The sequence below is a fragment of the Paraburkholderia ultramafica genome (genome assembly GCF_902859915.1).
GTDB classification, from domain to species: domain Bacteria; phylum Pseudomonadota; class Gammaproteobacteria; order Burkholderiales; family Burkholderiaceae; genus Paraburkholderia; species Paraburkholderia ultramafica.
The window spans coordinates 1-24,246 of sequence record NZ_CADIKK010000055.1 but is presented as its reverse complement, the minus strand read 5'-3'; the positions used below and the strand labels follow the sequence as shown (position 1 = coordinate 24,246).

The 24,246-nt window shown below is 62.8% G+C and carries 17 protein-coding genes and 3 pseudogenes; 16 read left to right on the top strand and 4 right to left on the bottom strand.

Annotation, left to right across the window (positions count from 1 at the left end; genetic code table 11):
* On the bottom strand, positions 1-375 hold a 375-nt coding region (locus HV744_RS33710; protein ID WP_175153628.1), incomplete at its 3' end, for an extracellular solute-binding protein.
* Positions 376-684: 309 nt separating this feature from the next.
* Between HV744_RS33710 and HV744_RS33705 the strand changes: the two genes are divergently transcribed.
* A complete protein-coding gene (locus HV744_RS33705) occupies positions 685-1,722 on the top strand; it encodes a transporter (protein ID WP_175153627.1) in 1,038 nt (345 codons plus the stop codon).
* 328 nt (positions 1,723-2,050) lie between these two features.
* Positions 2,051-3,077: pseudogene (pstS, locus tag HV744_RS33700) on the top strand (phosphate ABC transporter substrate-binding protein PstS).
* Positions 3,078-3,293: 216 nt separating this feature from the next.
* Here pstS and hmpA read toward each other — a convergent pair.
* Positions 3,294-4,475 (bottom strand): NO-inducible flavohemoprotein, encoded by a 1,182-nt coding sequence (gene hmpA, locus HV744_RS33695; RefSeq protein WP_175153626.1) that lies wholly within the window; start codon positions 4,473-4,475, stop codon positions 3,294-3,296.
* Positions 4,476-4,589: 114 nt separating this feature from the next.
* Here hmpA and norR point away from each other — a divergent pair, with 114 nt between their 5' ends.
* The 7 genes and pseudogenes from norR to HV744_RS33660 all read left to right on the top strand — a co-directional run.
* Positions 4,590-6,182 carry a nitric oxide reductase transcriptional regulator NorR gene (norR, locus tag HV744_RS33690; RefSeq protein ID WP_175153625.1) on the top strand — a complete coding sequence of 531 codons (1,593 nt, stop codon included), beginning with the start codon at positions 4,590-4,592 and terminating at the stop codon, positions 6,180-6,182.
* 298 nt (positions 6,183-6,480) lie between these two features.
* Entirely contained in the window at positions 6,481-7,323 is an 843-nt protein-coding gene (locus HV744_RS33685) for an HTD2 family dehydratase (protein ID WP_175153624.1), read from the top strand.
* 40 nt (positions 7,324-7,363) lie between these two features.
* On the top strand, positions 7,364-8,527 hold the full coding sequence (locus HV744_RS33680; RefSeq protein ID WP_175153623.1) for an acyl-CoA dehydrogenase family protein: 1,164 nt from the start codon (positions 7,364-7,366) through the stop codon (positions 8,525-8,527).
* Positions 8,528-8,546: 19 nt separating this feature from the next.
* Complete coding sequence (locus tag HV744_RS33675) at positions 8,547-9,725, top strand: CaiB/BaiF CoA transferase family protein (RefSeq protein ID WP_175153622.1); 1,179 nt, start codon at positions 8,547-8,549, stop codon at positions 9,723-9,725.
* Between the two features lie 72 nt (positions 9,726-9,797).
* Complete coding sequence (locus tag HV744_RS33670; protein WP_175153621.1) at positions 9,798-11,186, top strand: MmgE/PrpD family protein; 1,389 nt, start codon at positions 9,798-9,800, stop codon at positions 11,184-11,186.
* Positions 11,183-11,995 (top strand): HpcH/HpaI aldolase/citrate lyase family protein, encoded by an 813-nt coding sequence (locus HV744_RS33665; RefSeq protein ID WP_175153620.1) that lies wholly within the window; start codon positions 11,183-11,185, stop codon positions 11,993-11,995. The genes HV744_RS33670 and HV744_RS33665 overlap by 4 nt, the downstream gene beginning before the upstream one ends.
* A pseudogene (locus HV744_RS33660) lies at positions 11,996-12,432 on the top strand (hypothetical protein); the annotation flags it as partial.
* Between the two features lie 105 nt (positions 12,433-12,537).
* On the opposite strand, the pseudogene HV744_RS33655 reads toward HV744_RS33660, so the two are convergent.
* A pseudogene (locus HV744_RS33655) lies at positions 12,538-12,711 on the bottom strand (electron transfer flavoprotein subunit beta/FixA family protein); the annotation flags it as partial.
* 253 nt (positions 12,712-12,964) lie between these two features.
* On the opposite strand from HV744_RS33655, the gene HV744_RS33650 reads away from it, so the two are divergent.
* The 7 genes from HV744_RS33650 (at position 12,965) to HV744_RS33620 (ending at position 21,601) form a co-directional block, all read left to right on the top strand.
* A complete protein-coding gene (locus HV744_RS33650; RefSeq protein WP_175153619.1) occupies positions 12,965-13,852 on the top strand; it encodes a LysR family transcriptional regulator in 888 nt (295 codons plus the stop codon).
* A gap of 297 nt (positions 13,853-14,149) precedes the next feature.
* The gene (amaB, locus tag HV744_RS33645; protein WP_175153618.1) at positions 14,150-15,649 is read left to right on the top strand and encodes an L-piperidine-6-carboxylate dehydrogenase; all 1,500 of its coding nucleotides are present in this window, start codon (positions 14,150-14,152) and stop codon (positions 15,647-15,649) included.
* Positions 15,650-15,800: 151 nt separating this feature from the next.
* Positions 15,801-16,973: an NAD(P)/FAD-dependent oxidoreductase gene (locus HV744_RS33640; protein WP_175153617.1), complete on the top strand. Its 1,173-nt coding sequence runs from the start codon at positions 15,801-15,803 to the stop codon at positions 16,971-16,973.
* Between the two features lie 131 nt (positions 16,974-17,104).
* On the top strand, positions 17,105-18,313 hold the full coding sequence (locus HV744_RS33635) for an aminotransferase-like domain-containing protein (protein ID WP_175153616.1): 1,209 nt from the start codon (positions 17,105-17,107) through the stop codon (positions 18,311-18,313).
* A 434-nt stretch (positions 18,314-18,747) separates the two neighbouring features.
* Positions 18,748-19,854: a YjgN family protein gene (locus HV744_RS33630; protein WP_175153615.1), complete on the top strand. Its 1,107-nt coding sequence runs from the start codon at positions 18,748-18,750 to the stop codon at positions 19,852-19,854.
* A 7-nt stretch (positions 19,855-19,861) separates the two neighbouring features.
* A complete protein-coding gene (locus HV744_RS33625) occupies positions 19,862-20,914 on the top strand; it encodes a M48 family metallopeptidase (protein ID WP_175153614.1) in 1,053 nt (350 codons plus the stop codon).
* Between the two features lie 303 nt (positions 20,915-21,217).
* Positions 21,218-21,601 carry a hypothetical protein gene (locus HV744_RS33620; protein WP_175153613.1) on the top strand — a complete coding sequence of 128 codons (384 nt, stop codon included), beginning with the start codon at positions 21,218-21,220 and terminating at the stop codon, positions 21,599-21,601.
* 51 nt (positions 21,602-21,652) lie between these two features.
* On the opposite strand, the gene rpoD is transcribed toward HV744_RS33620, so the two are convergent.
* Complete coding sequence (gene rpoD, locus HV744_RS33615) at positions 21,653-23,647, bottom strand: RNA polymerase sigma factor RpoD (protein ID WP_175153612.1); 1,995 nt, start codon at positions 23,645-23,647, stop codon at positions 21,653-21,655.
* Positions 23,648-24,246 lie beyond the last annotated feature (599 nt).

The following is a 24,246-nucleotide window of genomic DNA, read 5'->3' as shown; positions in this document are numbered from 1 at the left end:
GCCCAGGTAGATGTCGCCGAGCACTTCGCCCGACAGCGTCAGTTCAGCCGGCTTCACGCCCGGCACGTTGACGACCGGCACCACGCCGCCGACCACCGTCGGGAACTGGAAAAGGCCTGCCTTGGCGAGTTCGTCGTCCTTCAGCGGCGCGTCCGAGCCGGCGAAGTCGACGGTCTTCGCGATGATCTGCTTGATCCCGCCCGAAGAACCGATACCCTGGTAGTTCACCTTGCCGCCGCCGGACTTCTGATAGGCGTCGGCCCATTTCGTGTAAATCGGTGCTGCAAAGGTGCTGCCCGCGCCGGTGATGTCGGCGGCCTGTGCGACAGTGGCACATAGTGCGCCGAGCACCAGCGCAAATTTCGTGAGCTTCATGTTCAGACCCCTGATACGTTTAAATGATCTCCGATGGGCTGCAACTTAAGGCTGCTATGTGACGTTCTTGTGACTGTTCAGCATTAACGGCTCGGTAGCTCAAACTTAAGGCCTTGATAAGCCGACACAGGAAAAACTAGCCGGTTATCCTTCTTTTGATTAGCCGCGATATGCTCAGACATTTCGTTCCAATTCGGTCTGTGCGGCACTGAAGGTTGGAATTGCGCGGCGGTCGTCAGGATTCCATCTTCGGCGGGTAAATTGCTGGATATGCCGATCCGGCACGGGAAGCCAACGCTGAATGACGTTATGAAATCTGATCTGCTATTGCAAACCTACGGCGCCGATTCGTCCGGCATGGTATGCGGCTTCCTCTTTTCTTCGACTCTCGCCGGGCGGCCGGTGGACGCGGACGAGGTCGTCGAATGGCTCCGTGAGCGCGAAGCGAACGGCGACGCGAAGGAAGCCAGCGAGTTTCTTTGGCTCCATTTCAATCTGGCGCATAGTGCGAGCGAGCGCTGGATGAGAGCGCAACTCGATTTGCCGGAGACTTTTTTCGACGCATTGCGCGAGGGCTCACACTCGACGCGTATCGAGCATGCGGACGGCGCGCTACGCGCGGTCGTCAACGACGTCATATTCAACCTCGAGTTCATCCCCTCCGAGATCGCGACGCTATGGATTTACGCGAATCAGCGGATCATTATCACCGCCCGTCTCAAGCCTCTGCGTTCAGTTGACCGATTGCGCGCATCGGTCCGGGAAGGGGAAGTATTCAGGTCACCTGCGGAATTGCTGGTTCACCTGATGCGCGACCAGGCTGACTTGCTGGTGCAGATCGTCCGGCGAACCAGTGCCGACGTCGACCGGATCGAGGACCGGTTCCTGTCGCAACGGCCGCCGCAGAACCGGCTCGACCTTGGCGCGATGCGGCGCATGCTGACACGCTTGCAACGCATGCTCGCACCCGAGCCCGGAGCGATCTTCCGTCTACTGGCAAGACCACCACGCTGGCTTCAGCAAGAAGACGTACAGGATCTGCGCGAGTCGACCGAAGAGTTCTCCGTTGTTCTCTCGGACGTGGCCGGACTGATCGAGCGGGTCAGGCTGTTGCAGGAGGAGATCATCTCCCGTCTGGAGGAACAGAACAACCGCACGCTGTTCACGCTGACGCTGGTGACGGTTCTGGCTATGCCGATCAATATCGTCGCGGGTTTCTTTGGCATGAATGTGGGCGGCATCCCGCTCGCCGAAAACCGTCACGGCTTCTGGGTGATGGTGTTGCTGGTTGCCGGCTTCACAGCGCTGGCCGGATGGTGGGCGTTTCGTCGGCGCAAGGAACGGTAGCGAAAAACAGGTTCATCCTGCCGGGCGGGCTGGGTGGAATTCTCTTGAAGCCGGCTACCCTTCGCTGCCGCTTTGATAGAGCGATTCAATTTGCCTCCAGGCCCGCATCGTCCTGTAATGAAATGTGGCGTTTTCGCTGCTTGCGACTGCCACTCTGCGAGGCGGCATGACCCGCAGCGCGACGACAAATTGACGGAAATAGAAAATCCAAAAGATTCCGCCAAACAATAGCCTTTCCACGCCAGGAGTCGTTATTCGGCGAGCTTCACTTCGTTAGCTTCTACAACAATTCCGAGTGAGGTTTTGCGTGAGCCATACTCAAACCTTGATGATCGGTCTGGTCGGTGCTCTATTCGCCGTCGCCGTCGCCGTCGCCGTCGCAGTCCGGGGCGCCGACATTACCGGTGCCGGCAGTACCTTTGCAGCGCCGATTTATAGCGAGTGGGCAAGCGCCTACCGGCACGCAGGCGGGGGCGTAGTGAGCTATCACGGTGTCGGCTCGACGGAGGGCGTGAAGGAAATCATCACGAGGCAGGTCGACTTCGCTGGCTCGGATGCACCACTCGGCGAAGAAGAACTGGCGAAGGATGGCTTGCTGCAATTCGGTGATCGGCGGTGTCGTGCCGGTAGTCAACCTTCCCGGTATCAAGCCCGGCGAATTGACGCTCTCCGGCCCCGTGCTGGGGGACATCTACCTGGGTAAGATCGTCAGCTGGAATGCCCCTGCCATTGCCGCCATCAACCCATCGATCAAACTGCCCGACAGGCCGATCGCCGTGGTGCGGCGCCTTGACGGTTCCGGCACGACGCTCATCTGGACGCACTATCTCGCGCAGGCCAATCCTGAGTGGAAAAGCAAAGTCGGTGAGGGGACTAGCGTGCACTGGCCTCGTGGCATTGGCGGCAGAGGCAACGAAGGGGTCGCCACCTTCGTGCAGCATGTGCCAGGGGCTATCGGCTACGTTGCATGGGACTTCACGAAACAGAATCACATGTCCTATACCGCGATGGTAAATGCCTCGGGTGCCGTGGTTCGGCCGGGGCCGGAAACATTCAAGGCAGCTGCTGCGAGCGCTGACTGGTCCAAATCCCTTTTCCCAATCCTGACCAATGAACCCGACTCGAACGCATGGCCCGTTGTTGGCGCGACCTATGTGTTACTCCACAGCACACAGGACAAACCGGTACGCGGCGAGGAAACATTGAAATTCCTGGACTGGGCACTGACCAATGGCGACAAGGCCGCGGAGAACATGGACTATGTTCCGCTGCCGGCAGCAGTGGTGAGCGAGATTCGCGGGCAACTCCGCGCGAGGGTTAAAACCGTCCCGGTTAAAGCAGTTTCTGGAGAGTGACGTTTGCAAGGCCTCCGATTGCCGGTCACGAGGGCCGGCAACAGGCAGTTGTGGTGATATCGGGCTTTCGGACTACGTTTTCTATCGGTAGCCGCACGCGCTTTCGTGCCATCAACAGACAGTCGATGCCTACTTGCGCGCGCCGCGCTGGCTGGGCGATCTCAATTCCCATACCGCCGCTTTCCAACGACCCGAAGCAACTGCGTATCAGCAGCTTTATTCAAGCGCGGCAGCCGGCCCAAAGAACTCATAGCGGCTTTGCGACTCCGGCACGCCAATCGCCTTCAGATGCTTCTTGATGGCCTTCATGAACGCGATCGGCCCGAGGAAATAGACGTCGACGTCACGTGTTTCCGGCAGCCATTTGGCAAGGCGTGTCTCGTCGAGATAGCCGATGCCGTGCGCGTCGGCATCGCCCGCACGGCGTTGCTCGTAGCAATAGAAGCGCTTCAGTTGCGGATAACGCGCAGCCAGTGCGTCGATCGCGTCACGGAACGCATGAGCGCCGCCGTGACGAGCCGAATGGATGAAGTGCACCGGACGATCGGTGTGCAGCGCGGCTTGCAGCATCGCCAGCGTAGGCGTGATGCCCACGCCGCCGCTAATCAGCACCAGCGGCTTGTCGTTATGTTCGAGCTTGAAGTCGCCGGCCGGCGCGAACAGTTCCACCGGATCGTTTTCGTTGACGTGTGTGTGCAGATAGTTCGACACCTTTCCATTCGGTTCGCGCTTCACGCTAATGCGGTAATCGCTACCATTCGCCATTGCCGAGAGCGAATAGTTACGGCGCACTTCTTCGCCGTCGATGACCAGGCGCACACCAATGTACTGCCCGGGATGAAACGCGAGCAACTTGCCGCCGTCATCAGGGCGCAGATAGAACGACGTGATCTCGTCGCTTTCACGCACTTTGCGCGCGACCCGGAACAGACGCGTGCCGCGCCATCCGCCCGGCGCCGCTTCCCGCTCGGCGTAAATTTGCTCTTCAAGCCCGATCAACAGATCGGCGAGTTGTTGATACGCGGCGCCCCATGCTTCGATGACCGCATCGGTGGCGATTTCCGCGCCGAGCACTTCGCGGATCGAGCGCAGCAGGCACTGCCCGACAATCGGATAGTGCTCCGGCAGGATATTCAGCGAGACGTGCTTGTTGATGATCTGCGAGACCAATCCACCCAGTCGTTCGAGTTGATCGATATGACGGGCGTACATCAGCACGCCATTGGCCAACGCACGTTGCTGCGCGCCGCTTGCCTGATTCGCCTGATTGAACATCGGGCGCACTTCCGGATGTTCGTTCAGCATCATGTTGTAAAAGTGCGTGGTCAACGCTTCGCCTCCGCTTTCGAGCAGAGGGACGGTGGCTTTGACAATGGCGCGGTGTTCGGCGGAAAGCATAATGAAATTCCTGGTGGTTAGTGGGTATCCAGCGGTCTTGCGCAAAACGGGACTTACTATCCATGATTCGTGCCAGGTATAAAATGCAGTTAAATCAAAGATCTGGAAATGAGTATGGTCCATTCGACACTAGTCGAAAAGACTCCCGATGGAGTCAGTTTGACTGCAGAAGCGCTTCTCGACGCCCTCACGCCGCTGATTCTCGACCTGTCGCGCGACCTGTCCGACCGCGAACGTTATCGCCGCTTGCTCCGCAGTCTGCGCACACTGTTTCCGGGCGACGCGGCCGCGTTGTTGCGTCTCGAAGGGGGCACCCTTGTGCCTCTGGCGATCGACGGCTTGAGCAGCGATACGCTGGGGCGGCGGTTTCGGGTCAGCGATCATCCGCGCTTCGAGCGGTTGCTGTCGCGGCCCGAGCCGACCCGTTTCGCGGCCGACTCCGATTTGCCTGACCCCTACGACGGCCTCGTGCAAGGCATGGCCGGGCATCTCGAAGTCCACGACTGCCTCGGCTGTCCGCTGTTCATTCGCGGTCGCCCATGGGGCCTGCTCACGCTCGATGCACTGGACCCGGCCCGCTTCGACACCATCGACATGGCATCGCTGCGGGCGTTTCTCAGCCTTGCCGCCGCAACTGTCAGCGTAGTGGAGCGAATCGACACGCTGGCCCGCAGCGGCGAAGAGGCGCGGCTGCGGGCCGAAGCGTACCGGCAGGCGAGCAGCCAGAGCCGGCGTGAGCTGATCGGCAGCAGCGACGCTCATCATCACATGATCAAGGAGATCGAGGTCGTCGCCGCCAGCGACCTGACCGTGCTGATCACGGGCGAGACCGGTGTCGGCAAGGAACTGGTGGCGAATGCGATCCATGCACTGTCGCCACGGGCGAACAAGCCGCTGGTGAGCCTGAACTGCGCCGCGTTGCCGGACACGCTGGTCGAGAGCGAACTGTTCGGGCATGTGCGCGGCGCGTTCTCGGGCGCGTCGTCGGATCGACGTGGCAAGTTCGAACTCGCGGATGGCGGCACGATTTTCCTCGACGAGGTTGGGGAACTGCCGCTCGCCGTGCAGGCAAAACTCTTGCGGGTTCTTCAGAACGGCCAGTTGCAGCGAATTGGTTCGGATCACGAACATAAAGTCGATGTCCGGCTGATCACCGCGACGAACCGTGATCTCGCGGAAGAGGTGCGAGCCGGACGGTTTCGAGCCGACTTCTATCATCGTCTCAGCGTCTATCCGCTGCGCGTGCCGCCATTGCGCGAGCGCGGCCGCGATGTGCTGCTGCTGGCAGGCTTTTTCCTTGAAGAGAATCGCTCGCGGCTCGGCCTGCTGAGTCTGCGTCTGGCGGCGGATGCGCAAGCCGCGTTGTTGCGCTATCCGTGGCCTGGCAATGTGCGCGAACTCGAGCATCTGATTGGGCGCAGCGCCCTGAAGGCGCTGGCGGCCAATCGCGAGCATCGTCGTATTCTCACGTTGAGCGCGGTGGATTTGGCGCTGTCCGACGCGCCGGGCGAAGAAAAAAATCAGGTGTCCACGCAGATGCAGGAGAGCGGTTCGAAAGATTTTCGCAGCGCGGTGACGGAGTTCGAGCGAACCATCGTCGTCGAGGCGCTCGCACGCCACCAGCAGAATTGGGCAGCGGTAGCACGCGAACTCGGTCTCGATCGGGCGAATCTGAATCGCCTGGCTAAACGACTTGGCCTCAAATAGATAGCAGGCGAGACGCGCGCCCACATCGACGGTTACTTTTTCAATCGCAGAACGCCGCGCTTGCCGCCTTTCCATAACCGTGTCAATCCCAGCCGACACGTCAGTAAAACTACCAGGGTATGGGGCGCCCGATGCCCGAGCGCGCGCCGGACGAACCGCAACGCCCACCGCACCGGCGCGCGGCACGCCTTAAGCAAAACCAAAGGCCCGATTCGAAAATGGAAACTTCGCGGAACCCAACGCGTCGTTCATAGTAAGGCCCAACCAGGCTCAACACGCGTATCCGGAGACTTCGCCTATGTCCGCCGCCTCAGAGAAACTCGACGACTGGCTCTACAAGGAGGCGGTGGCCGAAGACGACATCACCGCCTTTCCGCTGACGGCGATGGCCGCCACGCTCGACCGTGAAGAAAGCGGCGACACGGTGCCGCCGCTGTGGCACTGGCTGTACTTTCTGCCGGTTGCGCCGATGTCCGAGGTCGGCGCCGACGGTCATCCGAAGCGCGGCGGCTTTCTGCCGCCGGTGCCGCTGCCGCGCCGCATGTGGGCCGGCGGCCGGCTGACCTTTCATGCGCCGCTAAAAGTGGGCGAGCACGCCACGCGCACGTCGACCATCGCCAACATCGAGGACAAGACCGGCCGTTCGGGCCGTCTCGTGTTCGTCACGGTGCAGCACACGATCGAAGCGGACGGCGAGCTCAAGCTCGAGGAAGAGCACGACATCGTCTACCGCGACGCGCCGCAGGAAGGCGCGCGGCCGCAGCAGCCGCAGCTCGCGCCCGAAGGCGAAACGTGGCGCCGCACGATCGACGCCGACGCCGTGATGCTGTTCCGCTACTCGGCGCTGACCTTCAACGGCCATCGCATTCACTACGACTACCCGTACGTCACGCAAGTCGAAGGCTATCCCGGCCTGATCGTTCACGGTCCGTTGATCGCGACGCTGCTGGTCGACCTCGTGCGCCGCGAACAGCCAAACGCCACGCTGCAAAGCTTCGCGTTCAGGGCGTTGCGTCCCACCTTCGCCGGCCAGCCTTTCACCGTGTGCGGCCAGCCTTCCGCCGACGGCAAGACCATCGACCTGTGGGCCAAAGACCACGAAGGCTATCTGACCATGCGCGCGACGGCCGCGCTGGCCTGAGCCACGCTTGAACCTCGCCTGAACTCCAAGAGATTCGCCTATGCAAACCACGCAGCAGGATTCTTTCCAGGACATTCGCGAAGCAGTGCGCGATCTGTGCCAGCAGTTTTCCGGTGAGTACTTCCGCAAGATCGACGAAGCACGCGGTTATCCGGAAGCGTTTGTCGATGCGCTCACCAAGGCCGGCTGGCTGGCCGCGCTGATTCCGCAGGACTTCGGCGGCTCGGGGCTGGGGCTCACGGAAGCGTCGGTCATCATGGAAGAGATCAATCGCGCCGGCGGCAACTCGGGCGCGTGCCATGGCCAGATGTACAACATGGGTACGCTGCTGCGTCACGGCTCGCAAGAGCAGAAGCGCAAGTATCTGCCGAAGATCGCGTGCGGCGATCTGCGGCTGCAATCGATGGGCGTGACCGAACCGACCACCGGCACGGACACCACGAAGATCAAGACCACCGCCGAGCGGCGCGGCGACCGTTATGTGATCAACGGGCAGAAGGTGTGGATCTCGCGCGTGCAGCACTCGGACCTGATGATTCTGCTCGCGCGCACCACGCCGCTGTCCGACGTGAAGAAGAAATCGGAAGGCATGTCGATCTTTATCGTCGACCTGCGCGAAGCGATCGGCCACGGCCTGACCGTGCAGCCGATATTGAACATGGTCAATCACGAGACCAACGAACTGTTCTTCGACAACCTCGAAATCCCCGCCGAGAATCTGATCGGCGAAGAAGGGCAGGGCTTCAAATACATCCTCGACGGCCTGAACGCGGAACGCACGCTGATCGCCGCGGAGTGTATCGGCGACGGTTACTGGTTCGTCAACAAGGTCACTGAGTACGCGAAAGAGCGCGTTGTGTTCGGCCGTCCGATAGGCCAGAACCAGGGCGTGCAGTTCCCGATCGCGCGCTCGTTCATCAACGTGGAAGCCGCGAGCCTGATGCGATTCGAAGCGGCGCGCCGGTTCGATGCGCATCAACCGTGCGGCGCGCAGGCGAACATGGCAAAACTGCTGGCGGCCGACGCTTCGTGGGAAGCCGCCAACGCCTGTCTGCAATTCCACGGCGGCTTCGGTTTCGCATGCGAATACGACGTCGAACGCAAATTCCGCGAAACGCGTCTGTACCAGGTCGCGCCGATTTCGACCAATCTGATTCTCTCGTACGTGGCCGAGCATATTCTCGGGCTGCCGCGTTCGTTCTGACTTTCGGGCTGACATACACATGAGACCACTCGACGGTATCAAGATCGTCACGCTCGAACACGCGATCGCCGCGCCGTTCTGCACGCGTCAACTGGCCGATCTCGGCGCACGGGTGATCAAGATCGAACGACCCGGCGTCGGCGATTTCGCGCGCGGCTACGACGAGCGGGTGCATGGACTGTCGTCGCATTTCGTCTGGACCAATCGCTCGAAGGAGAGTCTCTCGCTCGATCTGAAGCAGCCTGCGGCGGCGGAGATTCTCGACGCGCTGGTCGCCGACGCCGACGTGCTGGTGCAGAACCTCGCCCCCGGTGCTGCGGAGCGGCTCGGTCTCGGTTACGACGCGTTGAGCGAGAAGTATCCGAAGCTGATCGTCTGCGATATTTCCGGCTATGGCGCCGACGGTCCCTATCGCGACAAGAAAGCCTACGACCTGCTGATCCAGAGCGAATCCGGCTTTCTGTCGATCACCGGTTCGCCGGGCGCGCCCGCCAAGGCAGGCTGTTCGATCGCGGATATCGCCGCCGGCATGTACGCGTATTCGAACATTCTGAGCGCGTTGCTGTTGCGCGGGCGCACCGGACGCGGCTGCCGCATCGATGTGTCGATGCTGGAGAGCATGGTCGAGTGGATGGGTTATCCGCTCTACTACGCGATCGACGGTCAGCAGCCGCCCGCGTTGTCGGGCGCGGCGCACGCGACGATCTATCCCTACGGACCGTTCCCCGCCGGCGACGGCAAGACGGTGATGCTCGGTCTGCAAAACGAACGCGAATGGAAGCTGTTCTGCGAGCGCGTGCTCGAACAACCGGAACTCGCGAGCGATGAGCGCTTTGCGTCGAACTCGAAGCGCACGTCCGCGCGTGAAGCGTTGCGTGAAGTGATCGTCGCGGCGTTTGCGAAGCTGAGCGCCGCGCAAGTGATCGAACGGCTCGATCAGGCCGGCATCGCCAACGCGCAGATGAACACGCTCGGCGATGTGTGGGCGCATCCGCAACTGAAGGCGCGCGAACGTTGGCAGGAAGTCGGCACGGCGGCGGGCGCGGTGCCCGCGTTGCTGCCGCCGGGTTTGTCCACCGACTTCGCGCCGCGCATGGACCCGGTGCCCGCACTCGGCGAACACACCGACGCGATCCTGCGCGAACTCGGCTACGACGGCGCACGCATCGACGCGCTGCGTGCCGCCGGCACGATCTGAACCCCTCTCTCCGAGCCGGTGTGTGAACGACGCCACGCCGGCAATCCGAACCAACCCGATTCCTGCGCCATCATGAACGATCATCCCAGCCTCACACTCGCCACCTTCGCCGCCCAACTCGACTTCGACAGCATCCCGCACGCGGTGGTCGAGCGCACCGTCAACCTGTACGTCGATTGGCTCGGCTCGGCACTGGCCGGCAAGGGCGCGCGGCCGGTCGAAACGATCGCGCGGTTCGCGCGCCAGGCCGACGGCGCGGCACAGGACGACCCATGCGAAGTGTTGATCGACCGCAGCCGCACCACGCCGTATTTCGCGGCGATGGTCAACGGCGCCGCGTCGCACTTCGCCGAACAGGACGACGTGCACAACGGCTCGGTGTTTCATCCGGCGACGGTGGTGTTTCCGGTGGCGCTCGCATTGGCCCAGGCCAATCGCGCATCGGGGCGCGACTTCATCGCGGCGGCGGTTGCGGGCTATGAAGTCGGCATCCGCATCGGCGAATTTCTCGGCCGCTCGCACTACAAGGTGTTTCACACCACCGGCACGGTAGGCACGGTCGCGGCCGCGGCCACCGCCGGACGGCTGCTCGGTTTGTCGCCGACGCAGATGCTCGACACGTTCGGGTCTGCCGGCACGCAGGCGAGCGGCCTGTGGGAGTTCCTGCGCGACGCCGCCGACTCGAAGCAGCTGCACACGGCGATGGCCGCCGCCAACGGACTGATGGCCGCGCAACTCGCCGCCGACGGCTTCAAGGGCGCGACCCACATTCTCGAAGGCGCGCAAGGGATGGCGGCCGGCATGTCGAGCGACGCCGATCCGGCGCGCCTCGTCGACCGGCTGGGCAGCCGCTGGGCGACCGCGGAGACGTCGTTCAAGTATCACGCGGCGTGCCGTCATACGCATCCCGCCGCGGACGCGCTGCTCGCCGTGGTGCAGGAGCACCGTCTCGCACCGCGCGATATAGCGAAGGTCGTCGCGCACGTTCATCAAGGCGCAATCGATGTGCTCGGCGCGGTCGTCACGCCGCGCACCGTGCACCAGGCGAAGTTCAACATGGGCACGGTGCTGGGTCTCGTCGCGCACCACGGTTATGCGGGCGTGACCGAGTTCGAGCAGGGATTCGACGCGGACGCGATTGCCGCGTTCCGCGACAACGTCACGATGGCCTACGATGCCGAAGTCGATGCCGCCTATCCGGCGCGCTGGATCGGCAAGGTGACGGTGACGACCACCGACGGCCGCGTCTTCAACGGCCGCGTCAACGAACCGAAGGGCGATCCGGGCAACACGCTCTCGCGCGATGAGATCTCGACCAAGCTGCATCGGCTGGCGGCGTTTTCGGGCGCGGCCACTGAAGGCGAAGCGGCGCGCCTGCTCGGCCACGCATGGCAGATCGCGGAGCAGACGCAGGTCGGGTCGGTGTTCGAAGAAAAGTCCCACGCGACGGTGCCCGCATGAGCGCCGCGCTGCCCCGTTCGTATCTGTTCGTGCCGGGCAACCGACCCGAGCGCTTCGAGAAAGCGCACGCAGCCGGTGCGGATGCGGTGATTCTCGATCTCGAAGACGCCGTGCAGCCCGATGAAAAACCCGCGGCGCGTGCTGCCGTGCTGGCCACTGTATCCGAGCGTGCATCACGGCCCGCGTGGGTGCGGATCAACGGCCCGGATACGTCGTGGTTCACCGACGACATCGCCACGCTGGCCGCCCAGCCGGGTGTCGCCGGGATCGTGCTGCCGAAGGCCGAGACGCATGAGCAGATCGAGGCCGTGCTCGCGCATGCGCATCCCGCGTTGAGCGTGTTGCCGATCGTCGAGACCGCGCGGGGCTTTGCGAATCTCGCGGTGTTGTGCGCCGCGCCCAGCGTGCGGCGGCTCGTATTCGGCACGCTCGATTTTCAGATCGATCTCGGCATCGACGGCGATGGCGAGGAGCTGCATCTGTTCCGCTCGCAGATCGTGCTGGCGTCGCGGCTTGCAGGGATCGGCGCGCCAGTGGATGGTGTGTCGACCGCCATCACCGATACCGCTGCGGTCGAAGCCGACGCGCGGCGCGGCCGGCGCTTTGGTTTCGGCGGCAAGCTGTGCGTTCATCCGAAGCAGATCGATGCGGTGCATCGTGCCTATGCGTGGAGCGACGCGGAGCAGGAGTGGGCGCAGCGCGTGCTGGCGGCGGTGGAGACCAGCAACGGCGCGGCGGTGGCGGTAGACGGCAAGATGGTCGATATGCCGGTGATTCTGAAGGCACGCAGGATCGTGGCGGGCCGATAAGCCCATGAGGTGCCGGCTGCGCCGTTCTCGGCGCTGTTTGCGCGTGGCATGATCGGCCGCACGCTGGTCGCGGCGTTGACCTGCATGGCGAATCAACATGTCGCTGTATGGGCTCGTCGCGTGGCTGCCGACGTTCTTCGTCAAGGAAGGGCTGACGATCGTGCAGTCGCTCGGATTCGTGTTGCTGATGTCGTTCGGTGCGCCGGCCGGCGCGGTGGTGGGGTATCTGGTGACTGACCGGCTGGGCCGTCGTAACGGCATCGTGCTGTTTTCGCTGGTGACGATTCTGCTTGGCTTCGTGTACGTGCGGCGTATTGCTTTTACTGAGCGTCGCTATCCTGGCGCTGCGGATTGAGACTAGTCAGCAGACGTTGGAGGACATCTCTCCAGATGCGGATCTGACGCAGCGTGGGGAGTTGATGGAGAAGTCGGCGTAGGTGGTTGCGTGGGGAGTGTGAAGGTGTGAATGCGTAAGGGCGGCCCGTTGATTCAGGCCGTCAATCGTGAGCGTGTTCCGCTGTGGCGAAATACGCTGGCCTGTTCAGGATCGCGCGATCCGCGCCGATCGCCAGCGCCGTACGCAGCGTTTCCTGCGCTTGCGTGACGCCCGCCGACACGGCGATCACTTCCGTCGCCACGCCCGCTTCCTTCAGACGCACGGCTTCTTCCACCGCGATTTCATCGAACGGATTCATCGACATCTTCACGTTCGCGATGTCGACACCCGTGCCGTCCGATTAGACCCGGACTTTCACGTTGTAATCGACCACTCTCTTGACTGGCACCAGAATCTTCAACACGGTCTCCTAAAAATAAAACGCCTGCATCGCAAGCAGGCGCGAACCGTCTCACTCTGACAGAGACCGCCGGCGCAAGGAATTCGGTTTTTTCGAACGCGTGCTTCGCGCCCGGTTAAGATTGGCGTTTGTCTTGCGAGCGCCCATTGGCGCTTCATCTCTGGCTTTCATCATGCATTTCGATTTCGTGGATTTGCGTTTGCTCCTCCATATCGCCGATACGCAGAACCTCGCGCGCGCAGCGGAGCGCTCGCATCTGTCGGCGCCGGCCGCAAGTAATCGGGTCAGGAATCTCGAGGAGCAACTGGGTTTCAAACTGCTGTATCGAACCAGCCAGGGCGTGACGCTGACGCCCGCGGGCGAAGCGTTCGTGCATCATGCGCGGCTCGTGCTCGAACGCGTCGAGCATCTGGCGGGCGACATGCAGGAGTACGGCGAAGGCATCAAGGGCCACGTGCGCATCTGGGCCAACACGACCGCGATCAGCGAGTTCATGCCGGCCGTGCTGAGCCACTTTCTGCGCGATCATCCGGACGTCAATATCGATCTGCGCGAGGTGCTGAGCGGTGAAATCGTCAAAGGCGTGGCGGATAGCGCGACGGATATCGGCATCGTCGCGGGCAACGTGCATGCGGAACATCTGGAAATGCTGCCGTATCGCGACGACCGCCTGGTGCTGGTCACGTCATGCGATCACCCGCTGGCCAGGCAGTCGTCGGTCGATTTCGCGCAGGTGCTGGAAGCCAACTTCGTGAGCCTGCCGACGTCGAGCGCGATCCACGCGTTCATCACGAGCGCTGCCGATGCGCTCGGCGCACGCCTGAAGCTGCGCATCCAGGTGGGCAACTTCGAGGCCGCGTGCCGGATGATCGAGGCGGGCGTGGGCATCGGCATCGTGCCGGAGTCGGTCGCGCTGCGGCACAGGAAGACGATGCAGATCGCCACCGTCGGATTGAACGACCCGTGGGCCGAACGCAAGCTCAAGATCTGCGTGCGCAGCCTCAAGGACTTGCCGCCGTTCGCGCGGGTGCTGGTCGACAGATTGATGGCGGGGGTTTGAGCGCAATGCCTGCGGCACGCGTGCCGCGCGTCAGGCGTTTACCAGCGGCTTGACAGCCGGGCACTGCATTTCCAATAGGAAACGAATGTGACGAGGCCGGCATGCCGCCGCGGCAGCCCGGCGGAGCGTGCGCGTTGACCTCGAGCAATGCTCCACCTGTGCTCGCCGATCAGGCAGGGCAAGCCGTGCGCGATGTCCGGCGTGCTGCCCAGGGCAAATGCCCTTGCCGCCATAAAAACCCGCGTGTATAGTTTCCGAACTTACACTTGTTTCGCATCGGAAATTAAAGGGGTTCTCATGGACGCTTCCACTATCCTCGCCGATCTCGGCATCGCCCACGCGGCGCGAGCCGGCGATCTCACGGTTCATTCGCCGATCACCGGCGAGCTCATCGGCCGCGTGGCCGTCAACACGGTGGCGGAAGTCGACACGGCCCTCGCCCGCGCGAAAGACGCGTACACCGAGTGGCGCAACGTGCCGGCGCCGCGCCGCGGCGAACTGGTGCGGCTGCTCGGCAACCGTCTGCGTGAAAAGAAGCAGGCGCTCGGCAGCATCATCACGCTGGAAACCGGCAAGATCCTGCAGGAAGGCATGGGCGAAGTGCAGGAAATGATCGACATCTGCGACTTCGCGGTCGGCCTGTCGCGCCAGCTGTACGGTCTGACGATCGCATCGGAGCGTCCCGGCCATCGGATGGCGGAGACGTGGCACCCGATGGGGACCTGCGTCGTGATCTCGGCGTTCAATTTCCCGGCCGCGGTGTGGTCGTGGAATGCGGCGCTCGCGCTGGTCTGCGGCAACGCGGTGATTTGGAAGCCGTCGGAAAAGACGCCGCTGACCGCACTCGCCGTCAATCAGATTCTCAATGAAGCACTGCAGGAATTCGGCGACGCGCCGGCCGGCCTGACCGCGTTGATCAATGGCGGACGCGACGTCGGCGCGAAGCTGGTGGCCGATCCGCGCGCGTCGATCGTCAGCGCGACGGGCAGCACGGAAATGGGCCGCACGGTCGGCGTCGAAGTGGCGAAGCGCTTCGGGCGCTCGCTGCTCGAACTCGGCGGCAATAACGCGGGCATCGTCACGCAGACGGCGGATCACGAACTCGCGATGCGCGGCATCCTGTTCTCGGCGGTGGGCACGGCGGGCCAGCGTTGCACGTCGCTGCGGCGTCTGTTCGTGCACGAGAGCGTGTACGACAAAACCATCGAACGTCTGAAGCAGCTGTATAGCAAGGTGCCGATCGGCAACCCGCTCGAAAAGGGCACGCTGATGGGACCGCTGATCGACAAGCAATCGTATGTCCGCATGCAGGAAGCGTTGCAGCAGGCCACGGCCGAAGGCGGCAAGGTGTTCGGCGGCGAGCGCATTGACGTGAAGGGTTATGAAGGCGGTTACTACGTGCGTCCGGCGATCGTCGAAATGCCGTCGCAAACGTCGGTCGTGCTGAAGGAAACCTTCGCGCCGATTCTTTACGTGTTGCGCTATACGGATTTCGCCGGCGCGGTCGACGCAAACAACGCGGCGGTTCACGGTTTGTCGTCGTGCGTGTTCACCACCGATCTGCGCGAAGCGGAACGCTTCCTGTCCGACTCGGGTAGCGACTGCGGCATCGCGAACGTCAACATTGGACCGAGCGGCGCGGAAATCGGCGGCGCGTTCGGCGGCGAGAAGGAAACCGGCGGCGGCCGCGAGTCGGGCTCGGATGCGTGGAAGGCCTACATGCGCCGCGCCACCAACACGGTCAATTATTCGTCGGCATTGCCGCTCGCGCAGGGCATCGACTTCAATATCGGCTAATCGCGCCAGCGCGATTCGAGCGGCGGCAGAGGTGCATTCATAGGCCTCTGTTGTTGCCACTGTTGGCGCCGTTGCGCACACCAGCTCTGTTCAGCAATCCGTTGCGCCGCCCGGCGTTTTTAGAGCGGCTACGCTACTCGTGGGGTAAGACGTGAGTTCCAATGTCGTGATCGTCGGCGGTGGGGTGATCGGCAGCTCGATTGCGTATTTTCTGCGGCTGTCCGATCCGACAGTCAGCGTCACGGTGATAGAGCGCGATCCGACCTATGCGCGTTCGTCGTCGGCGTTGTCGGCGGCGTCGATCCGTCAGCAATTCTCCACACCGTTGTCGATTCAGATGTCGCTGTTCGGCATCGAGTTTTTGCGCTCGATCGGCGAACGGCTCGAAGTCGACGGCACGCAACCGTCGATCGATCTGTACGAAGGCGGCTATCTGTTTCTCGCGACTGCCGCCGGTGAGGCGACGCTGCGCGAGAATCACGCACTGCAAAAGCGTCTGGGCGCCGATATTAGTCTGCTCGACAGGAGCGCACTGCAAGCGCGCTTTGCCTGGCTCAATACCGACGACCTCGTCGCCGGCGCGTATGGCGAAAGCGGTGAGGGCTGGTTCGACGGTTACGGTCTGGTGCAGGCGCTGCGCAAGAAAGCTCAGGCGCTCGGCGCGCGCTATGTCGCTGCCGACGTCACCGCACTGCATCGCGACGGCAAACGCGTCACGCAGGTGCAGACCGCGAGCGGCGAGACCTATGCGTGCGACGTGGTCGTGAACGCGGCCGGCGCGTGGTCGCGCAAAGTCGCGCAGATGGCCGGCATCGATCTTCCGGTCTATGCGCGGCGCCGCAGTATTTTCAATGTGACGTCGCCGGCGCGGCTCGAACGCTGTCCGTTGCTGATCGATCCGAGCGGCGTGTACTTTCGCCCCGAGGGCAACTCGTTTATTTGCGGCACCTCGCCGGCCGCGGATCACGACCCCGACGACCTGCCGCTCGACGAAGTCGATCACGCGCTATTCGACGACGTGATCTGGCCGACGCTCGCGCATCGCGTGCCGCAATTCGAAGCGCTGCGCGTGCAGAATTGCTGGTCCGGCTACTACGAATACAACGTGCTCGATCAGAACGCGATCATCGGTTATCACCCGAACGTCGACAACTGCATCTTCGCCAACGGTTTCAGCGGGCACGGTTTGCAACAAGGTCCGGCGACGGGACGCGGCATCAGCGAACTGATTCTGCACGGCCGCTACACGACGCTCGACCTGGGCTCGCTGAGCTTCACGCGCGTGCTCGAAAACCGGCCGATCGTCGAGAAGAACGTGGTGTAGCCGTGCGCCTGGGTAATGCGGAAAACGCAATACGTAGTGCGGAGATATCGTTTGCCGCCCACCCGGACGATGGCCACAATCGACGCCGGTCTTCCCTCGACAGCTAAATCGACAAAGAGCGGCTCGTCACCATGTTCACGTTCAATTCCGCATTCGAAGCACCGACCGGCTCGCCGATTCGCGAGCTGTTCAAGTATCTGGCGCAGCCCGGCATGATCTCGTTCGCGGGCGGCTATCCGGCCAGCGATCTGTTCGATCGCGAAGGGCTCGACGCCGCTGCCGCACGCGCGTCGCAACAGACCACGCTGTGTCTGCAATACGGTCCGACCGACGGCCTTGCCGTGCTCAAGGAACAGCTTGCGAACCTGATGACGCGCCGCGGCACGCACTGCGCGCCGCAGGATCTGCTCGTCACGACCGGTTCGCAGCAGGGATTCGATCTGCTGCTGCGCGTGATGGTCGCGCCGGGCGACGTCGTGCTGGTCGAACAGCCCGCGTATCCGGCGACCCTGCAGGCGCTGAAGCTGCAACAGGCCGAGGTCGTGACGGTGCCGGTCGATCAGCATGGGCTCGACGTCGACGCACTCGCCGCGCTGCTCGAAGCCGGCGCGCTGCGCGGCGCGCCGAGGCTGCTGTACACGGTGCCCACCTTCGCCAACCCGACCGGTGCGACCTTGTCGCTCGAACGCCGCATGGCGTTGCTGAAACTGGCGGCGCGTCACCGCTTTCTGATCGTGGAGGACGACCCCTACGGTGATCTGCGCTTCGGCGGCGCGGCGTTGCCTTCGCTACTCGCGCTGAGCGATCAGGTGGCGGGTTCACGCGACTGGATCGTCCATTTTTCGAGTCTGTCGAAGATCGTCGCACCGGGTTTGCGCGTCGGCTGGATGGTCGCGCATGCGGAGATTCTGCGCCGCTGCGTAGTCGCCAAGCAGACCGTCGACCTGTGCAGCTCGCCGTGGACCCAGGCGATTGCCGCAGAGTACCTCGCGAGCGGCGCGCTGGAGCGTCATTTGCCGCGCATCGTCGAGGCGTACGCCGTGAAATGCCGCGCGCTGTGCGATGCGCTCGACACGCATTTGACGCGACACATCGCGTTTCATCGTCCGGCGGGCGGCATGTTCGTCTGGGCGCGATTGAAGGCGGGGCAAAATGCGTCCGATTATTTGCGCGTCTGTATCGAACACAAGGTGATGTTTGTGCCGGGCGTCGCATTCTATAAAGACAATATCGATGCGGCGGCACTGCGCCTGTCATTCGCCGCGCCTGGCGTAGCGGATATCGAAACCGGCGTGCAAAGAATGAAGCTCGCGCTCGAACGGTTTGTTGACGCAAGCTAGAGCGAGCGGTATTCACGTCAAAGCGTTAAGAGGAATGCTTGAAATAACCCGGTGAGCACGCGGTGTGCAGCCGGGTTTTTGTATGGGCTCTAAAGAATCGCGGTGATTTCATGGAGAGCTCCGGCTCAGTGATTCCATGTAAGGCCGTCGGTGTCGACGCCGCAAGGGCAGTCGAAGTTCGCGCTGATCGAAGGGCGGATCCGCAACGCGTTCGATAGCAGGTCTGCTTTTTTAAGTAGGAATGCAGTTTAAAAAGATAAGAAAGCGTGTAATCATCGTGCTATCGGTCTGCTTTGCATTGCACGCCGGTTTGCAAAGGTTCACGCGATGTGAGCCGGACTCGCACGGGGAATGACAGCCAGCTTACAAAGCATACGCGGGCACGCGTGTGCGAGTGAGCCACAAAAACGTCAGATTGTCAGAAGGGGGAACACATGAATCCGCTCGACCAGAAGCAGCCGCTGTTAACCTACGACGGCAAGCTTGGAGAGTTATACGGAATCTTTATCAAAAACGTGTTGCTGCAGATCCTGACGCTTGGCATTTATCGTTTTTGGGCGACCACCAATAACCGTCGATATATCTGGTCGCGGATGCGTTTTCAAGATGAGCGCTTTGAATACACCGGCACCGGCGGTGAATTGTTCAAAGGCTTTCTGCTGGCGATTGCGATTATCTTCGGCGCGATCGTGGGTGCCGTGGTTCTCAGCATGATCGTGCGCGCCGTCACGAGAAGTGCGGCGCTGGGCGCGTTGCCGATTCTTGCCCTCTACCTGGCGATCGCGGTGATCGCGGCGGGGGCGTTTTTCAGCGCGCAGCGTTATCGCCTGAGCCGCACGCGGTGGTGCGGGATTCGCGGCGGCATGACCGGTTCGTCGTGGGCCTATGGCGTGTATGCGCTGCTGTTCGGCCTGTTGTCTATCGTGACGTTCGGGCAGATGGCGCCGTGGGTGTCGATGCGCCTTGCGGAGCGCCGCATCAACGCGAGCAGCTTCGGCAGCTTGCCGTTTCATTTCGAGGGCCGTGCGCGGGCGGTGTACGGCGTGTTCGTCGGCACGTTTGTCGGCATGATCGTACTGCTGGCCGTGCTCCTGATGGTATTCCTCAAGAGCATCATGGCGCTGCTGCCGTTCGGCCATGCGCCGCTGAAGACGAACGATCCGGCCGCGCTCGGCGTATTGGGTTCTGTGTTCCTGTTTTACTTGCTGCTCATCGTCGGCACGTTGTTGATCCGCTGCTTCTATCTCGCGGCGCTGACACGCCATATCACGGGCAATACGACGCTTGGCACGCAACTGCGTTTCGGCAGCAGCGTCACCGCTGGGCGTCTGCTTGGAATGCTGCTCGGCAATCTGGCGATCATCATCGTCACGCTGGGTTGGGGTTTGCCGATCGTGATCCATCGCTGGATGCGCTTCGCGGCGGAGACGTTACAGGTCTCCGGTCACCTCGATCCGCAGACGCTGGGTCAAAGCGACCAGCAACCGTCGCTTACCGGCGAGGGCATGCTGAACCTGCTCGATCATGGTGGCGCATTCTGAGGCGGCTTTGACGCCTTCCGTTTCGCCTGGCACGCGCTATTACAACGGTCGCAGCGCTGCTGCTCATGCGGCAACGCTGCGCTGGAGCGACGCGTTTCTGTCGATCGACGGTATCGCGGGTGAACTGGCGGTTTGGCCGCGTGCGCGGCTGGTGGTCGGCGAGCCTGACCCGGACGGCAGAGTCACGTTGTCGTGCAAAGGCGAACCGGGCCGTTTGACGACCGACGCCGGCGCGCTGCCCGCGCGGATCGCGGCGCCATGCATGCAGCGGCGGCACTATCTGGGCTGGATGGCGGTCGGCGTGGCGGCGCTCGTGCTGGCGTTCGCGCTCGTCGTGGGCCTGCCGTCGGCGGGCGCGGCGCTGGTGCCGCGCAGCGCGGAAAACCAGCTCGGCGACATGGTGGAGGCGCTCGTTGTCGGCAAGCATCGGGTGTGCCGCGGCGACGAGGGACAGCGCGCGCTAGAGCAACTCGAAGCGCGGCTGGCCCGCGCGGCGGGTATCGCGCAACCGGTGCGTCTGATGGTGATCGACAGCAAGACCCTCAACGCGCTGACGTTGCCTGGCGCTCGAATGGTGATCATGCGGGGGCTGCTCGATCAGGTGGGCAATGCCGATCAACTGGCCGGCGTGATGGCGCACGAGACCGGACATATCGCGCGGCGCGATCCATTGGTCGCGTTGTTTCGCAGCGCCGGTATCGGCGTGATCAGCGCGACGTTCGGGATCAATCTCGGCTTCGCGGATCTGTCTTCGCTGGCGGGACGACTGGTGGGTCTGTCGTATAGCCGCGAGATGGAGCGCCTGGCCGATGCGAACGGGGTTGCGTATCTGCAAGCGAGCGGGTTGCGCAGCGACGGGCTCGCGGCGTTTTTCGCGTTGGCTGATAAGCAAGGTGACAAGCAAAGCGGCCGCACCGGCGCCGGCGGGGCGCTCGAATTTCTGTCGGACCATCCGCGGACGAGCGAGCGCGAAAAGCGCAATCAGGGCTCGCCGCTCGGAGAAAGCGCGTTGACGGCGCGGCAATGGGCGGCGGTTCGGGCGATGTGCGCGAAGCCGTGACCCACGCGACTCGTTGAGAGCGTGCACGTGAATTTCAATGCGCTCAATGAGTTGGGTGAGTCATGCGCAGGTTGTCCACAGGCTTGCGAACAGTTTCTGTGGACAACGACAGCCTCAAGTGCGCTGCTCTGCTTACCGCGCCTTACGGGTGCTCAAGTTTCGGCCAACCGCCGTCGATAGGTCATGTGACCGGCGGTGCGTCGAACCGCCGAACCGTCGTGTGCGGCGCCGATACGCAGCAGGTTTGACTTGCCGCGGCCGATGGCGCGGCGCATGGATTGAGCGAAACGAACGGAGGTAGCCATGCAAATCGACAGCGCGTTATCGTCGACCCCGCCGGGTGCGGAGCGCGCGACGACGAACAGCCCGCCGGCAGCGAACGACACCGCCGCCGCGCAGACCGCAACGTCCGCAACATCCGGACAGGACGACGCTGTCCACATCTCCGCCGAGGGTGCAGCCGCGGCGGCTCAGGATGGAAATACGGCGCCGTACGGCGCGGAAAGCGATTCAACGGGAGAGAGCGCACGGGAAGCCGGCGCTTCGGCAGTGCAGTCGTTTGCGTACGGCACGCTCGGCCTCGAACGGCCGGATCAGCATCAGGAAGTGCGCAATGCGTTCTACACGGCGGGGCGTTGGCTGGCAGCGGGAATCACCTTGGGCGGGATCGTCTCGTTGCTGGTGTGAGGAGGGAGTTGCGCTTGCCGTGCATGGCGCACGGCAAGCGTGATCGCTAGCTTAGCGGTCGAGGAACGACTTCAGTCGATCGGCGCGGCTCGGGTGCATCAGCTTGCGCATGGCCTTGCTTTCGATCTGACGAATCCGCTCGCGCGTGACGTCGAACTGCTTGCCGACTTCTTCGAGCGTATGGTCCGACTTCGTGTTGATGCCGTAGCGCATGCGCAGCACCTTTGCTTCGCGCGGCGACAGCGAGTCGAGCGCATCGTCGATGGCGGCGCGCAAGTCGGCCTGCATCGCGGCGTCGGCCGGCGAGGAAGCGGCCGAGTCTTCGATCATGTCGCCGAGCGTGGCGTCGCCGTCGTCGCCGACCGGCGTTTCCATCGACACCGGCTGCTTGGCGATCTTCAGAATGCCGCGCACCTTCTCTTCCGAAAGCTCCATGCGTTCGGCGAGCACCGACGGATGCGCTTCCTGGCCGGTCTGCTGCAAGATCTCGCGCGAAATGCGGTTGAGCTTGTTGATCGTTTCGATCATGTGCACCGGCACGCGAATCGTGCGGGCCTGGTCGGCGAGCGAACGCGTCACGGCCTGACGGACCCACCACGTTGCATACGTCGAAAACTTCCAGCCGCGCCGGTATTCGAACTTGTCCACGGCCTTCATCAAGCCGATGTTGCCTTCCTGGATCAGGTCGAGGAACAGCATGCCGCGGTTCACGTACTTCTTCGCGATCGAGATCACGAGACGCAGATTCGCCTCGATCATCTCGCTCTTGGCCTTGCGCATCTTCGATTCGGCCGCGACCATCTGGCGGTTGATCTCTTTCAGATGCTTCAGCGGCAGCGAAACCGTGGCTTCGATTTCAATCAGCTTCTGCTGCTCGGACTGAATCGCCGGCAGATGGCGCTCCAGCGCCGCACCGTAGGTGGACGTGCCGCGCGCTGCGCGTTCCGTCCAGCCGAGGTCGGCTTCGTGGCCGGCAAACGACTCGATGAACTTCTCGCGCGGCATGCCGCTCTTCGTGACGACGATTTGCAGAATGTTGCGCTCGATCGAGCGCACTTGCGCGACCTGGTGCTGGACGTCGCCGCACAGGCGGTCGATCGTGCGTGCGGTGAAGCGAATCTTCGCGAGGTGCTGCTGGATTTCTTCGCGCGCGCGCAGGTACGCTTTCGAGGTGACGTCGCCACGCGTGTGCGAAGCGTTCATCTGGTCGGACAGCATGCCGACCTGGGCGAAGATTTCGAGGCAGTCGCTCGTGAGTTGCTTCAGGCGCGCTTCGTCCGCTGCCGAGGAGTCGGCCGGGCCGACGTCGTCGTCGCTATCGCTGTCGTCGTCTTCGTCGCTGTCCGTATCGACATCGGCGACCGCGTCCGTGCTCGCGTCTTCTTCCGCCGCGAGCGTATCTTCATTCAGGCCGTCGACCAGTTCGTCGATGCGCAGTTCGCCGTCGGCGACCTGCTGGGCGCTCGCCAGAATCGCGGAGATCGCGAGCGGGCAGGCGGCAATGGCCTGCACCATTTCATGAAGGCCGTCTTCGATGCGCTTGGCAATCGCGATTTCGCCCGCGCGCGTGAGCAGTTCGGTCGCGCCCATTTCGCGCATATACATGCGCACCGGGTCGGTCGTGCGGCCGAATTCGGAATCGACGGTCGACAACGCGACTTCGGTTTCCTCGTCTGCCTGGTCGTCCGACACCACAGCGGGGGCGTTCGAGTTGAGCAGCAGCGTTTCCGCGTCGGGGGCTTGCTCGTAGACCTGCACGCCCATGTCGCTGAACGCGCTGACAATGCTGTCGATCGCCGCCGTTTGCGCGAAGTTGTCGGGCAGGTGGTCGTTGATCTGCGCGTGGGTCAGGTAGCCTTGCTCCTTACCCAGCTGGATCAGCGCGCGCATCTGGCGCTGACGTTCTTCGGCTTGTTGCGGCGGCAATTCGGCCGCAACGGGCATCGCTTTGCCGGCGCCCTTGCCCTTGGCCGTGCGGCCGGAGGGGGCTTTGCCGGTGTAGCCGGCAGTTTCGTGTTGCGAATCTTCGCGATCAAAAGGGTTCACGTATTCTCCTCTAGAGGCTTCGCTATGAGACGCAAGACGCTACCGTCAGGCGTTTCGAGCATGGCTCAACATCACCTGAGTGACTCAACGCGGTTGTTTGGCTGTGCTCTCGGGGAGCAAAAAGATGAGCCCGCTCGAAGCGGGCCGATAGAAATATGCGAAATTCGCGCGGCTCGCATTATATACGAGCTTGCGCCTTCGCGCTCATGGGGGCACACCATTTAATCGCGCAGGTTTGTCGCGGGTTCGCTCGCGGCCCGCCAGTTACGCGACTCAGCGGCCCGTCGAGGACTGTGCGTCGACGTGCGCTTTAGTTGGCTGCACGTTCCTCACTATAGAGGAACTCCTTCATCCTCACACGACGGGATCAGTTCCTTCGTTATCACTATATATAGGGCGCAGATGTTCTGGCGTTGCTTCGCGCTTGCCCCAAAAGAAAATTCACAGAAGGGGGTTGACGACATGGTGGCCGTTCTCCATAATCTCGCTTCTCTGCTGCTGATGCAGCGACGCAGAACGAAGCGGTGCCGGGTGGTTGAAACGGGTGCGGCGAAGTTGGCGGATCGATCTTTAAAAATTAACAGCCGATAAGTGTGGGC

What these genes read in the sequence shown, in the direction of transcription:
- HV744_RS33705 (WP_175153627.1), top strand. Translation starts at nt 685, where the DNA reads ATGAAATCTGATCTGCTATTGCAAACCTACGGCGCCGATTCGTCCGGC.
- hmpA (WP_175153626.1), bottom strand. Translation starts at nt 4,475, where the DNA reads ATGCTTTCCGCCGAACACCGCGCCATTGTCAAAGCCACCGTCCCTCTG.
- norR (WP_175153625.1), top strand. Translation starts at nt 4,590, where the DNA reads ATGGTCCATTCGACACTAGTCGAAAAGACTCCCGATGGAGTCAGTTTG.
- HV744_RS33685 (WP_175153624.1), top strand. Translation starts at nt 6,481, where the DNA reads ATGTCCGCCGCCTCAGAGAAACTCGACGACTGGCTCTACAAGGAGGCG.
- HV744_RS33680 (WP_175153623.1), top strand. Translation starts at nt 7,364, where the DNA reads ATGCAAACCACGCAGCAGGATTCTTTCCAGGACATTCGCGAAGCAGTG.
- HV744_RS33675 (WP_175153622.1), top strand. Translation starts at nt 8,547, where the DNA reads ATGAGACCACTCGACGGTATCAAGATCGTCACGCTCGAACACGCGATC.
- HV744_RS33670 (WP_175153621.1), top strand. Translation starts at nt 9,798, where the DNA reads ATGAACGATCATCCCAGCCTCACACTCGCCACCTTCGCCGCCCAACTC.
- HV744_RS33665 (WP_175153620.1), top strand. Translation starts at nt 11,183, where the DNA reads ATGAGCGCCGCGCTGCCCCGTTCGTATCTGTTCGTGCCGGGCAACCGA.
- HV744_RS33650 (WP_175153619.1), top strand. Translation starts at nt 12,965, where the DNA reads ATGCATTTCGATTTCGTGGATTTGCGTTTGCTCCTCCATATCGCCGAT.
- amaB (WP_175153618.1), top strand. Translation starts at nt 14,150, where the DNA reads ATGGACGCTTCCACTATCCTCGCCGATCTCGGCATCGCCCACGCGGCG.
- HV744_RS33635 (WP_175153616.1), top strand. Translation starts at nt 17,105, where the DNA reads ATGTTCACGTTCAATTCCGCATTCGAAGCACCGACCGGCTCGCCGATT.
- HV744_RS33630 (WP_175153615.1), top strand. Translation starts at nt 18,748, where the DNA reads ATGAATCCGCTCGACCAGAAGCAGCCGCTGTTAACCTACGACGGCAAG.
- HV744_RS33620 (WP_175153613.1), top strand. Translation starts at nt 21,218, where the DNA reads ATGCAAATCGACAGCGCGTTATCGTCGACCCCGCCGGGTGCGGAGCGC.